The organism is Campylobacter magnus (assembly GCF_028649595.1).
Lineage (GTDB): Bacteria > Campylobacterota > Campylobacteria > Campylobacterales > Campylobacteraceae > Campylobacter > Campylobacter magnus.
In genome coordinates this window covers 104,583-118,908 of sequence record NZ_JAQSLK010000003.1, presented here as the reverse complement: position 1 = coordinate 118,908, position 14,326 = coordinate 104,583, and the positions used below count along the sequence as shown (strand labels likewise).

Below are 14,326 nucleotides of genomic sequence, written 5' to 3'. Positions count from 1 at the left end.
TTTTATCCTTGCTTGGCTTGTTCTTGATTTGCGATGGCAGCTGGCTTTATCACGCCTAGTTGCTCAAGCACAGCATCTCTTGCGCCAAAATACACTAGTTTGCCAGCTTGAAGTACGGCGATTTTATCCACTGCTTGAAGCACATTTAGCTTGTGGGTGATAAGGATGATAGTAGCTTTGCCTTTTATCTCCAAAAGTGAGCTATATAGTGCTTTTTCACCCTCTTCATCCAAGCTTGCGTTTGGCTCGTCTAGCACGATGATTTTAGGATTTTTATATAGAGCTCTTGCTAAGGCTACACGCTGGCGTTGTCCGCCTGAGAGGCTCATGCCACCAGCTCCAAGCTTGGTATCATAGCCATCTGGCAATCTAAGTATCATATCGTGGACATTTGCTTTCTTAGCAGCCTCTACTATAGCCTCGCTGTCAATCTCGCCAAATCTAGCGATGTTTTCTGCTACTGTGCCCTCAAATAGCTCTACATCTTGAGGCACATAACCTACATGCTGGCCTAGAGCGTCGCTATAATACTGATTTATATCAGCACCATCTATGCGAACTACGCCGTGCGCTAGAGGCCAGATGCCTAGCACGGCGCGAGCTAGAGAGCTTTTTCCAGCTGCGCTTGGGCCTATTAGCGCACACATATCGCCAGCTTTTAGCTCAAAGCTAACGCCCATTAAACTAGGTGCTTTTGCCCCAGGTGGCACTAGAGTGACAGCCTCGCAAGCAATAGCACCTTGTGGATTTGGTAGGCTAAGTTTGTCACGCTCTACTGGGAAATCAGCTAAGAACTTATCAAGACGCTCGTAGCTTTCTCTTGTGTTTTTATACTGTTTCCAGCTAGCAATAAGCAAATCAAGTGGCGCAAGTGCTCTACCCATGATGATAGAACCTGCTATCATCATACCTGGTGTTACTTCCATCATCACCACTAGATACGCACCAAGTCCTAGCATGAGGCTCTGGCTCATCACACGCATAGTTTTTGAGATATTAGAATATAGCCCTGCTTCTGCGCTCGAGAGGGCGTGAGAGTCTAAAAATGCTTTATGGCGTTCTTTCCAGTTTTTCTTTAGAGCTTCGTTCATACCCATGGCGTTGATTACTTCGGTGTTGCGAAGGTTCATGTCTATTAGGCGCATGGCAGCGCGGTTGCTTTCATTTGATTTTTTAAGTCCGTTTTTGGTGGCGTTTTCATTTAGCAATGCAATACCAAATAGCACAATAGCAGATGCTAGCGCAAACCAACCATAAGCTGGATGAAATAAAAATAAGATCAAAATATAAATAGGCAGCCACGGAGCATCTAAAAAGGCAAAAATGCCATTTGTGCTCATGTATTGCTTGATAGCATTTAGATCGCTCATAGCCTGAGAGCTAACACGACCTGGGTGGCGAGATGAGAGCTTGAAAATCGCATCATACACACGCTCTGAGAGAGTTTTGTCAAGCTGGGTGGCAAAAACAATGAGAATTCTAGAACGCAAAACCTCAAAAATACCCATCATAACAAACAAAATCATTACTATAAGCGTAAGGAAAAACAGAGTGCTAAGGCTACGGCTAGTAACAACTCTATCGTAGAGTTGAAGCATATACATAGGTGGGGTTAGCATCAAAATATTTACAAAACAGCTAAAAAATGCCGCATACCAAATACAGCGTTTTGATTTGGTTATGGCGTCTTTGAGTTCTCCAGGTTTTAGCATTTATATCTCCTAATAATTAAGCCAAAAATAAGGCTGTGATTATATCTAAATAAGTTTAAAATTGAGTAAGATTTTTAAATTTTTATTTTTTTATAGCAACAAAAGTGGCGAAATTTCCCCAGCGGAAAATACACTCAAATGTGCTAAATCCAGCCTCAAAGCAAAGTTTTTCATTGTCTTTTGCGCTAAGTGGGATTAACACCGAGCTTAGAGCTTCTTTTTTTTTAGCAATTTCTAGCTTTGAGTAGCCTTGCGCTTCTTTATACTCTTCGTAAATCTGCGTGATAGCTGTGTTTATGGGCTTTGCGCACTCTAGCTTTTCGCTTAAAATCAGCACTGAGTTTTTGCGCAGGCTAAAAAAGATTTTTTTCAAAAAATCTGCCCTTAAATGTGGCTTTAAAAACTGCAAGGTGTAGTTTAGGATAACAGCGTCATTTTGCCCTAGTTCATTTGTGAGTATGTCGCCTATAATGAGCTTTATTTTTGCGCCGTGAGCGGCTGCTTTTTTGCTAGCTAGTTCTATCATAGCAGCACTGCTGTCAATGCCTACAAGCTCTAAATCATCCCTTTTAGCATGCAATTCTAAAAGCGTGCTAGCAAGCGAGCAGCCAAGGTCAAGCACTCTAGCGTTTTGGCGCAGGGTTTTTGCTAGTAGCAAGCAAACTAGCTCGCTGCTAACCTTATAAAAAGGAACCGAGCGAGAAATCATATCATCAAATACGCTAGCTACGCTTTCGTTAAAGCTAAACTTCTCATCGCCCCAACGCGTAAATATATCGTCTCTCACTGCTCTACCACTCTAGCGTGAGTATCATCCTCTCGCAGTGTAAGATAGCAAGCATCTCCGGCTGATTTTGCTATTGCGATGTCTTTGGCAATCTGCGCTTTTAGCTCTGTTAGTGAGCCAAACTGAGCATTATCTCTAATGCGCTCTATAAAGCAAACTCGCAGTTTTTCTGGTGCTACCTCGATCTGCTCGTCTATAACATGCGTCTCAATGCTGTATTTGCCATCTGTGCTAAGGCGGTTTCCTACGAAACTAACAGAGCAAAAGGTGTTCTCGCCTATGCGTGTGCGAGTAGCGTATACGCCCTGTGCTGGGGCTAGATAAGGCGTGATATCGAGGTTTAAAGTAGGATAAAGCTCTTTTTTGCCGATGCCCTGCCCTGCGATGACCTTGGCTTCTATGCTATACTCTCTGCCTAAAAGGCGGTTTGCCCTATATATATCGCCATCTTGTAAAAAGCGTCTAATCGCTGAGCTGTGAACACCCATGCCATCAAAGCTAAACTCAGGGATGATGATAACCTCGCCATCAAAAAGGCTTTTTAAGTCGTATTTGTCCCAGCCTCTGTCTTTGCCAAACTTAAAATCATAGCCTACTACAATGCGCTTTAAGCTTGGAAAATCACGCTTTATAAGACCGATGAAATAATCACCTCTTAGGTTTTTTACAGTATCAAGTGGGTAAAAAAAGCAAGGAATTTTAGCAAACTCTTCTCTGCGCCTAGCTGGAGTAAGATTTGCTTTTGGGCTCTCGATCACGATGAGTGCGCCATTATCGCCTAGGGCTTCTATTAGTTTGTTGTGCCCTCTGTGAAGTCCATCAAATGAGCCAATAGCCACTGCTTGGACTGATTTTTTCGCATTATCAGGCATTTTTGTTCTTTAATTATTTTTTAATCTAGAATTCCTAGAAAAATCTAGAAAATCTAGAATTCCTAGGAATTCTAGATTGAAAACAAATAGGAATTCTAGCCCTAAAGCTGCTAAAAATAGCGAGCTTAAAACACTATTAGCGTTTGCTAAATTGTGGTGAGCGGCGTGCTTTGCGGCGACCGAATTTCTTACGTTCTACAGAGCGAGAGTCGCGAGTTAGCAGACCTGCTGGTTTTAGGCTAGCACGGAATGCTCTATCAAGATTTGATAGTGCTCTTGCGATGCCGTGGCGAAGTGCTTCAGCTTGAGCTGAGTAGCCGCCACCTAGAGTTTTTGCTGTAACATCGATCAAAGTCTCTTGTTTTGTTACAAGTAGAGGTTGAACTACTTTTAGCTTGATGGCCTCGTGGCCACCTAGCCAAGTGTTTAGATCCATGCCATTTACTTCGATTTTGCCCTTGCCTGGCTTGATCCAGACCTTTGCTACTGCGCTTTTGCGCTTGCCTGTTGCATATGTAGTCTTTGCCATTTTTATCCTTTATTATTTGCCAGTTTGGGCAGTGTGCGGATGCTCGCTGCCAGCATAAACATAGAATTTTTTGATCATTTGCTTACCAAGTTTTGTTTTTGGTAGCATTCCACGCATCGCAAGCTTATAAAGCTTTTCAGGTTTGTTAGCTAGTAGTTCGCCAAATTTCTCGCTTTTTACTGAGCCAAAGTAGCCTGAGTGGCGGTGGTATAGTTTGTCCTCAGCTTTGTTATTACCAGTAAAAGTAGCTTTGCTAGCATTTACGATGATAACATTATCGCCACAATCTACATTTGGAGTGTAGCATGGTTTGTGTTTGCCACGAAGCAAAGTAGCTGCTTTAGTTAGCAAGCGTCCAAAAATCTCGCCCTCAGCATCAAGCACGATCCACTCGCGCTTTACTTCATTTGGCTTTGTGATATTTGTCATTTGAAGCCTTTCATGTTTTATTTTTTTTAAAAAGCGTAATTATATATATTTAATCTTAAAAGATACTTAAATTAAGCTATATTTTAGCTGGGAATTCTAGAATTCTCTCTAGAATTCCCTAAGCAGTTTTATCTAGCAAAAAACTCGTAGCTGTAAATGCCGATTTTTGTGCTATTTTCATCGCTTGAGTCGATTTTTATTTTTATTTGCCAGCGACCTTTTTTGCTTACTTTAAAAGGCTCGCTTATTAGCCCATTTGCCGCAAATTTTAGCGTAAAAGGTGCGTCATACTCGCTAGTATCAGGACGAGTGATAAAAGCATCTATTTTGCCAGTATTTGCCTTTGTTTTTAGCAGTAGTTCAAAGCTAGCATTGCTATCAGCTACTTTTACTACACGCTTTTTGCGAAGCTTCATCCCTTCTTTTACCTCATATCCATTAGCAAAAAGCAAAAACTCCCCCTTGCCAAATTCTGCCTCAAAAGCATCATGCGCTGCGTCTATTTCATTTATATTATCATCTACTTCTTGGTAGCTAGAAAACTTGCTATTATCTACATAAACCGGATAGTCCAAACACACATATATCGTATATCCGCAGGCAACTATACAAGCGATAATACTAAGCAAAATGCCATAAGGCCAAAAGGTTTTTTTCTCATTTTTCATTTTTTGCTCCGTTTTTTGCTATAAACTCCAAAATAAAGTTTGCTTGCATCATCGCCGCAACCCCAACTCGTGGCGCCATAAGGCCATTTCCTATGCTAGCTGCGTCTTTTAGATCGCCACAGATCCAAACATTGCTAGCAAACTGCGTGATTTTTATCTCCTCACTTCTGCCATATCCTGCTATGCCACTAGCTGCGATGAGAGGTTTTGATAAAGAGCTTATTATCATCGCTTTACTCTTTGCGTTATCAAAGCACTCAGCTACGATATCACAAGGCGCAAAAATCTCATTTACATTGCTCTCATCAAGCCAAAGATCCTTAGTCTCCACGCTTACAAAAGGATTGATTAAGGCAATATTTTCTTTTAAGGCAGCTGTTTTTTTAGCCCCCAGGTCTTTTAGAAAATACTGCTGGCGATTTAGATTGCTAGCATCAACCGTGTCAAAATCGCATAAAATCATCCGCCCTACTCCCACGCGTGCTAAGGCTATAGCCACAGACGAGCCAAGCCCACCAAGCCCAGCTATGCCCACGCAAGCATTTTTCAAAGCCTCATTTAGCTCAGGCGTGTTACGAGAATACATTATCTCACGCAAAAGCTCGCCTTTTGGAATTTGATTTTTATCCATAAAAATCACGCTGTCGTTTTCATCTAACTCGCAGTCGCTAGTAATAGCAAAACCACGGTAAAGCGTGATAGCATCATCACTCACACCAAGCTCAGCTTTTAGTGCAAAGAGGCTCTTGCTCTTACACTCACGCATTTGCGCATTTATTTTTAGACGCATTTTTATCCTTTTTGACTGATTATAGCTAGTATTTGTTAATGATTTTTTAGCGCAAACTCCACTGCTGCTAGCGTATCAGCAAAGACATAATCGCAATGCTCTTTTAAATCTTTTTCTTTACCATAGCCACAAAGCACGCCAAAAGCCATTGCGCCAGCGGCTTTTGCACTAAGGGCATCCATTATTGTATCGCCTATCATAAGAGCAGTTTTTGGCTCTTCGCCTAGCGTTAGCAAGGCTTTTTGCACCGGTTCTTTATCAGGTTTGGGGCGCTCTACATCATCCCTGCCGATTATAGTATCAAAATAATCTCCAACGCCAAGATGCTCTAAGAGAATTCTAGAATATTTGCTTGTTTTTGTAGTAACCGCAGCGATTTTTGCGCCAGTATTTTTAGCTAGAAGCAAGGCTTCATCACAGCCTGCTTTTAGCGTGGTGCCTGCTAAGTAGCTTTTAGCATAGCTTTCTTTGTAAGCTTTGATGATAGCAGGGATTTGATCATCACTTACTCCAAGTCTAGCAAACATAAAATCAAGTGGATAACCGATGAGTTCTAGTATAAGCTCCCTGCTTGGGCAAGGCAAACCAAGAGCCTGGGAAGCATCGCAAAAGCCCTGAACTATGGGCTCTGTGCTGTCAATTAGCGTGCCATCAAGGTCAAATAAAAATGCTTTTATCATTGTGGTAAGGCTGTAGTTTTGCCGGGTAAAATAGGCGCTGGTGACGCGCTGCCATCTTGGGCGTGATACACAACTTGTGGGAAAGGTATGTTAATGCCATTTTTATCAAAGGTGTTTTTGATCTCTTCATTTAGCCCAAAGTAAGCATCCCAGTAGTTTGGCGTGCGAACCCAGCAGCGAACGGTAAGGTTTATGCTAGAATCAGCAAATTCCAAAACGCCCACGAAAGGATCAGCCGGAGCTTCTGGGGCTCTTAGCACGGTTGGGTTTGCGTCTGCGGTTTGTATGATTAGCTCTCTTACTTTTTTGATATCTTCGCTGTATTCTATGCCAAAGACAAGGTCTACCCGACGGAATTCTTGAAGTGAATAGTTTATTATGCGGTTTGCGATTACTTGCGAGTTTGGCATGATTATCGTGCGGTTATCTGTGGTGTGGATTAGCGTGCTAAATAGATTTATCTCGCCAGCCCGACCGCTAACGCCGTTTATTTCTATAAAATCGCCTAGCTTAAATGGACGGAAGAATATTATCAGCACGCCTGCGCCTATGTTGCCAAAGGTGTCTTTAAAGCTCATACCGATGGCTAAGCCCACCGCACCAAGCACAGCTACAAAGCTTGTGGTTTCAATTCCTAGATTTGAAAGTGCTGCAAGCACCACGAAAATAAACAGTAAGGTTTTTATTATATTTAGCAAAAAGCCTGCTAACATAGGGTCAATTTTAATTTTTGAAATAATTTTTTCTAATATAAATGAAAACTTGTTAATTATCCATTTACCGACAAAAAATATCAGCAAAGATACGACAAATCTAATTGCATATTTGCCACAAAGCATGGCAAAACCGATATAATCAAAGTTTTTAAGAGATATAATCTCTAAGCCTAATTGTTCCACTTTTTTACCTTTTTTAATCTTAAAATATAGGGAATTCTAGAATTCTCTAGTACTCTAGAATTCTAGAATTCCTACAATCCAGAATTCCTACAATCTAGAATTCCATAGTGCTCTAGAATTCTAGAATTCCTACAAATAAAAAAAGCCCTAGCAAATTGCTAGGGCTTTGTCTTTGGGCAAAAGCCCAGCGCTTAATTCAGCAAAGATTACTTGCGGAATCTTGCATCAACACGGCGGTTTTTAGCACGACCTTCTTTTGTAGCATTGTCAGCGATTGGTTGAGTTTTACCATAGCCTACAGTGCTGATGCGGTTAGCTGCTACGCCATTTTTCATAAGCACTTTTGCAACAGCAGCTGCTCTACGCTCTGAAAGGCCTTGGTTATACTTATCTGAACCAACGCTATCAGTGTGACCCTCTAGGATAACTGTGTAATCAGGGTTAGCTATTAGTAGGTCTGATACTTCTTTGATTTTGTCAGCATAAGCAGTAGTTATCTCTGTGCTGTCAAATGCAAATAGAACGCCAAGGTCTAAGCGGATAACTTTCTCACAACCCCACTCATCAACAACATGACCTTTTGGAGTGCCTGGGCAGCGATCTACATTGTCTAGTACACCATCACCGTCCTCATCGCCGATCACAGCAGCAGGAGCTGGCAAAGCCTCATATCTCTCGCCAAGACCAAAGCCTAGACCTAGAGTATAAAGCTCTTTACCTTTACCATGGCGGAAGCCGATAAGCTCTCTAGCTTCTAGTTTAAGAGCTACACGCTCAGTTAGGTTAAAGCGAAGACCTAGACCAGCTTGAGCAAAGCCACCTTTTTCAACTTTGTCGTTTGATTTGTGACTGAAGTGTTGATAACCAGCACCAACTAAGCCATAGATACCAAAAGTATCGTTGATTTGCCAGATTTTTACAAGGTCAAGGTAGCCTCTAAAAATATTTGTTTTGTCTTTTTTACCAAAATCATAGCCGTTATCTTTGTATTTTACGCTTGGAGCAAACTCAGCACCAAGTTCGATTTGGCTTAGCCATGGTAGGTCAAGATTTCTAGCGATTCTAGCACCAAAGAATCCTTCGTCTTTGATACCTTGTTTGTGTGGGGTACCGTAGCCTATAAGTGGAGTAAGCTCGTAGTCATATTTACTAGCACCAAATAGTAAGCTAGCAGTACACAGTGCGATTGCAACTTTTTTCATTTCTGTCTCCTTAAAATAGAAATTTATAGGGCGCTATTCTAGCTTTTTTAAACTGATAAAAAGTTTAAAGAATTTAAAAATATCTATTTACTTTAACTTTAAAATTACTTCACTATAATTTCAAGGTAATTTTACTTTTAAAGGAGAAAAAATGGACGCAGTTGTAAAACAACTAAACAAAATTCAAGCTGAAGCTCACGCATTTTATGTAGCTTTTCACGACTATCACTGGAATGTAAAAGGTATGCAATTCTACTCAATTCACGAGTATACAGAGCATGCTTATGATGATATGGGTGATCTTTTTGACGATATGGCTGAGCGCGCACTTATGATAGGCGGCAGACCACTTATAAGCATCGATGAAATCGTAAAAGCTGGCAAAGGCGCACCTGTAGAGGCAAAAGGCGACTACACAGCAGATGCTGTTCTAGTAAATATGCAAAAAGCTTATGAGCACCTAAAAGCTGAGTTTATTAAGCTTGAAGAAGTGGCTGAAAAAGCAGGCGATCAAACAACAGTAGCAATGGCTCAAGAAGGCTATGGCAAGCTAGAAAAATCACTTTGGATGCTTCGCCAAGCACTTAGCAAGTAGGAATTCTAGAATTTTACTTTTGCTTAACAACTTTTATTTAAAGTTGCAAAATTTTTTTTAAGGAGAAAAGATGAAAAAATTTCTTGTTTCTGCACTAGCTGCGGCTGCACTTTTTGGTACTGCAAATGCAGCAGATTTTGAGGTTAGCGAGACTTCTAAAGTAGCTTTTAGTGTAAAACACCTAAAGCTAATGACAGTAGATGGAAGCTTTGGCAAATTTAGCGGTAAAATCAGCTATGATGCTGGCAAACTAAGCGCACTAGAGGGCAGCGTAGATGTAGCTAGCGTAAATACTCAAAACGGCAAAAGAGATGACCACCTAAGAGCAAATGATATCTTTGATGCTGCAAAATACGCTACAATGACTTTTAAAATGAGCGAGTTTAAAGATGGCAAAATCATAGGAACTCTAAATGTAAAAGGCAAAGACCACCAAGTTGCCCTTGATGCTAAAATCAGCGAAAATGCTGGCAAACCAGTAATCGCTGCAACTGGCGTGGTAAAAAGAAGCGAGCTTGGTCTTGTTTGGGAAAACAGTCTAAAAGACAGCGCAGCTAGCGACGAAGTTACTATCAATCTTGAGCTAAGCGCAAAATAATTTTTTTAATTTTCACTTCTTTTGCCCGGGCTTGTAGCTCGGGCTTTTTTTATGCTTGTATTTTTTTAAATCATTTTTAGTGTTATGGGGTATTCGTAGGAATTCTAGATTTCTAGATTGTAGGAATTCTAGATTTAAAACTTAGGAATTCTAGTTTTAAGACTTAGGGAATTCTAGATTTGTAGGTTGTAGGAATTCTATATTTATAGGTTGTGGGAATTCTAGATTTTATCTTAGGAATTCTAGTTTTAAGACTTAGGGAATTCTAGATTTAAAACTTAGGGAATTCTAGTTTTAAAACTTGGGGAATTTTAGATTTGTAAGTTGTAGGAATTCTAGTTTTAAGGCTTAGGAATTCTAGATTTAAAACTTAGGGAATTCTAGTTTTGTAGGTTGTAGGAATTCTAGATTTTAAAATCTAGAATTCCCTAGCTCCGCGGTAGCGGCAGTTAAAACAAGGCTCCAAGATTGCGAGGTGATTTTATTCGCCGCACGCCGACGATAGAATACATAATTCATCGAGGCGGGCGGCGGATAAAGGCGCCCGCAAGCTGAGCCAGCCTATAAAGTCTTAGAGTATTTTTTGCCTCTAAGCGCTAACCCCCATAGCACAAACATACCTATGCCGATGACATACACAAAGGCTGGTACTTGGACAGCATCGCCTGCTGCGTAGCTGTGCATGCCTGTTAGATAGAAGTTTACACCAAAATAAGTAAACACAATCACCCAATACGCAAACATACTAGCTACCGCAAATGTTAGCTGAGAGTTTAGGCATTTTACAAAGCGCATGTGAAGCACAGCAGCATAAACCAAAATGCTAATTAATGCCCAAGTCTCCTTGCTATCCCAGCCCCAGTAGCGACCCCAGCTTTCATTTGCCCACACGCCACCTAAGAAGTTACCAAAAGTAAGCAGACAAAGTCCTAAAATCATTGCCATTTCATTTATGCGAGTGGCTTCAAGTATATTTGTGCTAAGCCTTGTGTTTTCGCTCTTTCCTTGCAGGGCAAAAAGAAGCAAGGTAAAAATACCAAGTAGCGAGCAAAGCCCCAAAAAGCCGTAGCTTGCAGTAATTACGCTAACATGGATTGTAAGCCAGTAAGAACGCAAAACCGGCTGTAAGTTTGTAATCTGCGGATCTATCCAGCTAAGATGCGCTACAAAGAGCACGCAACCTGCTAAAATCGCTGTGAGGGCTAGACTGATTGCTGAGCGGCGAGAGAAGACAATACCAGAGAGTGCCAAAGCCCAAGCTATATAAACAAGACTTTCGTAGCTATCGCTCCACGGTGCGTGTCCGCTAATGTACCAGCGCAGAGCAAGACCTATTGTATGAGCGATGAAAGCTAGGATATTTACTATATAAACTATTTTAAATATCACATTTAGGCGCACACTGCTTGCTAGACGGATAAAGACCACGACCAAAAGCGCAAGTCCAGCGATAAGATAAACTGGCACAAGATTAGCAAAAATGTTGTATTTGTTAAAGGCAAGCTCGGCTTTTATGTGAGCTTCATTTGGCATGATGGCTGCACCTTCTTTTGCTTGGTAGGCTTTGATGGCATTTACAGCTGTATTGGCGTCATTCCAGTTATTTGTAGTAATTCCAGCATCAATGCCTGCTAGATACATGTGAAGTAGCGTGGCGATGATTTCTTTTTGTTCGTTATCAAGGTTTGCACCAGCTATAGAGTTTGGGTCATACCAAGTGTTGCTAGTGTCATTTTTGATAGGGAAAATTCTTAGCAAATCGCCATGAAGCATTAAATACAAAATATTTACCTTCTCATCTGCTTTTACTATTTCTTTATCTAGCGTGGTGCGAGCTGAGAGTGGCTTGCGGTTTGCTTCTTCGCTTTTGATTTTTAGCTTGTAGTTCATGTTTTCGCCATCTTTGATAAAAAAGTCATCAAAGCTAGCGTATTTTTGAGCATCACTTAGTCCCAAAAGCTCACGCAGACGCTCATCAGCGACCTTGATAATAGGCACAGTTCTCCATAGCTCAGGCGCATAAGTCATGCTAAGTAGCACCTCATCAGCTTTCATACCATTAAAGCTTGATGAACGGTAAAGCTTGTTTAAAAGCTCATTAGCTAGAGTATCAAGTGGCTTCATGCGGCCATCGTTGCTTTGAACTACTATTGTTTTTGCAAGTTCTGTGTGAGACTCATGAATTCTAGGTAGTTTGCTCATATCAAGCTCGCTAGCTCTTAGCTCGCCAAGGCTCAAAGCAGAGAACAAAACTAGCGCAAAAATAGCGCATTTTGGTGCCCCAGCCGCTATTAGCTTAGAGAGTTTGATAAAGCGTGAGTGTGGATTTATAAGGCTTAAAAACATTCCAAGTCCTAGTAGAAAATATCCTATATAAGTAGGGATTTTGCCTGGGTCGCGGTTTACTGAAAGTATAGTGCCGCCCTCGTCCATATCATAGCTGCTTTGGAAAAATCTATATCCACCATGGTCTAGCACATGGTTCATGTAGATATGATATGGATAGCTTGTATTGCCATCAATGACATTTACAAAGCTAGAATAGCTCATCGGCGAGCTAGACCCTGAGTAGCGCAGCATCTCAAAACGCTCAAGCTCTAAAGAAAAAGGCAAATCTATTTTCATAGGATTAAAGCTAGCTTCAAAGATTTTATCATCAGCGATTAGCTGCGAAGGCCTAGCGTTTACAAAGATATCCATAGGATAGCTTTTGCCATTGTAAATTAGCTCTGCTTTGATAGCGTCATTGCCGTTTTCATTAGCTTTTAGTGATACTAGCTCTTGTTTTGCGCTAGCTTTCATAGTCTTTGGCGAGAAGTGGATAATCTCATCAGCACTTTTTAGTGTATAAATGCTAAGTTCGCCCATTTTAACTTTTTCATCATTTTTTAGCTGGATGGCGTTCGTATCATTTATAGCGCCCATTTGGCGAGAGAGCAAGTTTATATTATTTGAGATATAAAACTCTCCATTTTCTAGGCTAAATTTTATATATTTGCCACTAGCTGGCTCTGCGTTAAAAGCAATGCTTAAATCGCCTACTTCCATGTGATCACCAGAGCGCAATGTAAGCGTTCTAGAATCAGCTTTATTTGAAAATACAAGCTCTAGCACACTTTCTCCATCGCTGCTATCAATCCACGCATAATCAGCATTTGGAACAAAACCAAGGTATTTTAACTCTGCTCTTTTGCCACCTAGCTCGCCTTTTAGGCTAAAGTCATTACCAAGCGATTTTGAGAGATACATAGGTTTTGAGACCACAGCCGAGCCATTTGCATCAAGCATGCGAAGCTGGATGTAGCTAAGAGAGGTGCGAACCTCGTTAGAACTCTCACCATTGCGGATATGAAGTATGCCCTCTATACCAAAATAGCGTGTAATCCCAGCGCCTACTAGTATAAAAAGAAAGCTTACATGAAAAATAAGCACCGGTAGTTTTTTAAGAGCAATTAGCTTATAAGCAAAGATGTTATAAAGCAGATTTATCCCTAAAATAAGATGAATCAGCCCAAACCACGCCGTGCCATAAACCATCGCCCAAGCAGTAGCTGTGTCGTAATAGCTCTCAATAAATGTCCCAGCCCCACAGGCTATGGCAAAAATGAGAAACCAAACTATCGCCGAAGCTATGCTTAAAAAGAATTTCTCTATCATTCTAGCTCCAAAAAAATTTTTAATGAGTGATTTTAACTATAAATAGTAAATGTAAGTGAGCGTTTTTGTTAAAAGCAAAAAAAATTTATCAATATTAAGAAATTTTGATATAATCTTGCCTTTAAAGCTTAGGAATTCTAGAATTCCTAGGGAATTTTGCGCAGGAATTCTAGATTTGGGAATTCTAAATTTGGGAATTCTAGAATTTCTAGGCTTTTTGGGGGTTAGGGGGTATTTTTTATCTTAGGGAATTCTCTTTAATGAATTCAAGTTGAAAGAATTCTAGAATTCCTATGAAATTCTAGAATTCCCTACTATGTCATACCCCAGCTTGACTGGGGATCTCTATATGGAATTTTAGAATTCCCAAAAATTCGTCATTGCGAGGGAGCAAAGCAGAGGGAGCAATCTCATTTATTAAGCCTTGAACGAGATTGCTTCGTCGTTCGTTTCACTCACTCCTCGCAATGACGGAATTTCCGCAATGACGGAATTTTAAAATTTTCTGTGATGAGATCCTAGGGTCAAGTCGGGGGCACAATGCTTAAAATTTGAATTTTATCAATTATGCTCTCTATTGTTGCAGAACTGTTCATTATTACTCCTTTTATATTAAATTTATTATCACGCATACAGCAATAATTACTATACCTATATAAAATAAAATATAAGAAATTACAGCAAATAAAATTTTAAAAATATATACAAGATTTTCACAAATTCTATATAATGTGCTACTGTATTTAACTCTACCATCGGCTAAAATAGATTTTAATAATGCACATTTTATAAAATAATCATATAAAGAACCGCTGTATTTTTTTGCATAATACGCGCTTAAAAGTAAGTATAGACCTATACCAAAAGAAACAACCCCAAATAAAAATGTTTGCTCAAACATATTTTAT

The 14,326-nt window shown here is 40.3% G+C and carries 14 protein-coding genes; 2 read left to right on the top strand and 12 right to left on the bottom strand.

Translation table 11 applies throughout. The features are described from left to right. Positions 1-2: 2 nt before the first annotated feature. The 10 genes from PTQ34_RS05130 to PTQ34_RS05085 form a co-directional block, all read right to left on the bottom strand. Positions 3-1,712 (bottom strand): type I secretion system permease/ATPase, encoded by a 1,710-nt coding sequence (locus PTQ34_RS05130; protein WP_273932443.1) that lies wholly within the window; start codon positions 1,710-1,712, stop codon positions 3-5. Between the two features lie 82 nt (positions 1,713-1,794). Further along, the gene (locus PTQ34_RS05125) at positions 1,795-2,499 is read right to left on the bottom strand and encodes a methyltransferase domain-containing protein (RefSeq protein WP_273932442.1); all 705 of its coding nucleotides are present in this window, start codon (positions 2,497-2,499) and stop codon (positions 1,795-1,797) included. Then, the gene (locus PTQ34_RS05120) at positions 2,496-3,371 is read right to left on the bottom strand and encodes a bifunctional riboflavin kinase/FAD synthetase (protein WP_273932441.1); all 876 of its coding nucleotides are present in this window, start codon (positions 3,369-3,371) and stop codon (positions 2,496-2,498) included. Before PTQ34_RS05120 ends, PTQ34_RS05125 begins: the two co-directional genes overlap by 4 nt. A gap of 136 nt (positions 3,372-3,507) precedes the next feature. Next, the gene (rpsI, locus tag PTQ34_RS05115; protein ID WP_273930120.1) at positions 3,508-3,900 is read right to left on the bottom strand and encodes a 30S ribosomal protein S9; all 393 of its coding nucleotides are present in this window, start codon (positions 3,898-3,900) and stop codon (positions 3,508-3,510) included. A gap of 12 nt (positions 3,901-3,912) precedes the next feature. Beyond that, positions 3,913-4,329, bottom strand: coding sequence for a 50S ribosomal protein L13 (gene rplM / locus PTQ34_RS05110; RefSeq protein WP_273930121.1), 417 nt, complete (start codon positions 4,327-4,329; stop codon positions 3,913-3,915). 128 nt (positions 4,330-4,457) lie between these two features. After that, complete coding sequence (locus PTQ34_RS05105) at positions 4,458-4,997, bottom strand: hypothetical protein (protein ID WP_273932439.1); 540 nt, start codon at positions 4,995-4,997, stop codon at positions 4,458-4,460. Next, a complete protein-coding gene (thiF, locus tag PTQ34_RS05100; protein WP_273932438.1) occupies positions 4,987-5,787 on the bottom strand; it encodes a sulfur carrier protein ThiS adenylyltransferase ThiF in 801 nt (266 codons plus the stop codon). Before thiF ends, PTQ34_RS05105 begins: the two co-directional genes overlap by 11 nt. Positions 5,788-5,822: 35 nt before the next feature. Further along, positions 5,823-6,467: an HAD family hydrolase gene (locus PTQ34_RS05095; protein WP_273932437.1), complete on the bottom strand. Its 645-nt coding sequence runs from the start codon at positions 6,465-6,467 to the stop codon at positions 5,823-5,825. After that, positions 6,464-7,366, bottom strand: a complete 903-nt coding sequence (locus PTQ34_RS05090) for a mechanosensitive ion channel family protein (RefSeq protein ID WP_273932436.1) — start codon at positions 7,364-7,366, stop codon at positions 6,464-6,466. Before PTQ34_RS05090 ends, PTQ34_RS05095 begins: the two co-directional genes overlap by 4 nt. A 206-nt stretch (positions 7,367-7,572) precedes the next feature. Beyond that, the gene (locus PTQ34_RS05085) at positions 7,573-8,568 is read right to left on the bottom strand and encodes an OmpA family protein (RefSeq protein WP_273932435.1); all 996 of its coding nucleotides are present in this window, start codon (positions 8,566-8,568) and stop codon (positions 7,573-7,575) included. Positions 8,569-8,719: 151 nt separating this feature from the next. Between PTQ34_RS05085 and PTQ34_RS05080 the strand changes: the two genes are divergently transcribed. Next, entirely contained in the window at positions 8,720-9,163 is a 444-nt protein-coding gene (locus PTQ34_RS05080) for a Dps family protein (protein WP_273932434.1), read from the top strand. A gap of 70 nt (positions 9,164-9,233) precedes the next feature. Next, entirely contained in the window at positions 9,234-9,761 is a 528-nt protein-coding gene (locus PTQ34_RS05075) for a YceI family protein (protein ID WP_273930128.1), read from the top strand. A gap of 561 nt (positions 9,762-10,322) precedes the next feature. Here PTQ34_RS05075 and ccsA read toward each other — a convergent pair. Beyond that, positions 10,323-13,418: a cytochrome c biogenesis protein gene (gene ccsA / locus PTQ34_RS05070; RefSeq protein WP_273932433.1), complete on the bottom strand. Its 3,096-nt coding sequence runs from the start codon at positions 13,416-13,418 to the stop codon at positions 10,323-10,325. Positions 13,419-14,025: 607 nt separating this feature from the next. Next, positions 14,026-14,319: a hypothetical protein gene (locus PTQ34_RS05065; RefSeq protein WP_273930130.1), complete on the bottom strand. Its 294-nt coding sequence runs from the start codon at positions 14,317-14,319 to the stop codon at positions 14,026-14,028. Positions 14,320-14,326 lie beyond the last annotated feature (7 nt).

Bases quoted from the DNA above. Each gene is read 5' to 3' on its own strand.
- PTQ34_RS05105 (WP_273932439.1), bottom strand. From the start codon at position 4,997: ATGAAAAATGAGAAAAAAACCTTTTGGCCTTATGGCATTTTGCTTAGT.
- rpsI (WP_273930120.1), bottom strand. From the start codon at position 3,900: ATGGCAAAGACTACATATGCAACAGGCAAGCGCAAAAGCGCAGTAGCA.
- PTQ34_RS05075 (WP_273930128.1), top strand. From the start codon at position 9,234: ATGAAAAAATTTCTTGTTTCTGCACTAGCTGCGGCTGCACTTTTTGGT.
- PTQ34_RS05080 (WP_273932434.1), top strand. From the start codon at position 8,720: ATGGACGCAGTTGTAAAACAACTAAACAAAATTCAAGCTGAAGCTCAC.
- PTQ34_RS05095 (WP_273932437.1), bottom strand. From the start codon at position 6,467: ATGATAAAAGCATTTTTATTTGACCTTGATGGCACGCTAATTGACAGC.
- ccsA (WP_273932433.1), bottom strand. From the start codon at position 13,418: ATGATAGAGAAATTCTTTTTAAGCATAGCTTCGGCGATAGTTTGGTTT.
- thiF (WP_273932438.1), bottom strand. From the start codon at position 5,787: ATGCGTCTAAAAATAAATGCGCAAATGCGTGAGTGTAAGAGCAAGAGC.
- PTQ34_RS05120 (WP_273932441.1), bottom strand. From the start codon at position 3,371: ATGCCTGATAATGCGAAAAAATCAGTCCAAGCAGTGGCTATTGGCTCA.
- rplM (WP_273930121.1), bottom strand. From the start codon at position 4,329: ATGACAAATATCACAAAGCCAAATGAAGTAAAGCGCGAGTGGATCGTG.
- PTQ34_RS05085 (WP_273932435.1), bottom strand. From the start codon at position 8,568: ATGAAAAAAGTTGCAATCGCACTGTGTACTGCTAGCTTACTATTTGGT.
- PTQ34_RS05065 (WP_273930130.1), bottom strand. From the start codon at position 14,319: ATGTTTGAGCAAACATTTTTATTTGGGGTTGTTTCTTTTGGTATAGGT.
- PTQ34_RS05130 (WP_273932443.1), bottom strand. From the start codon at position 1,712: ATGCTAAAACCTGGAGAACTCAAAGACGCCATAACCAAATCAAAACGC.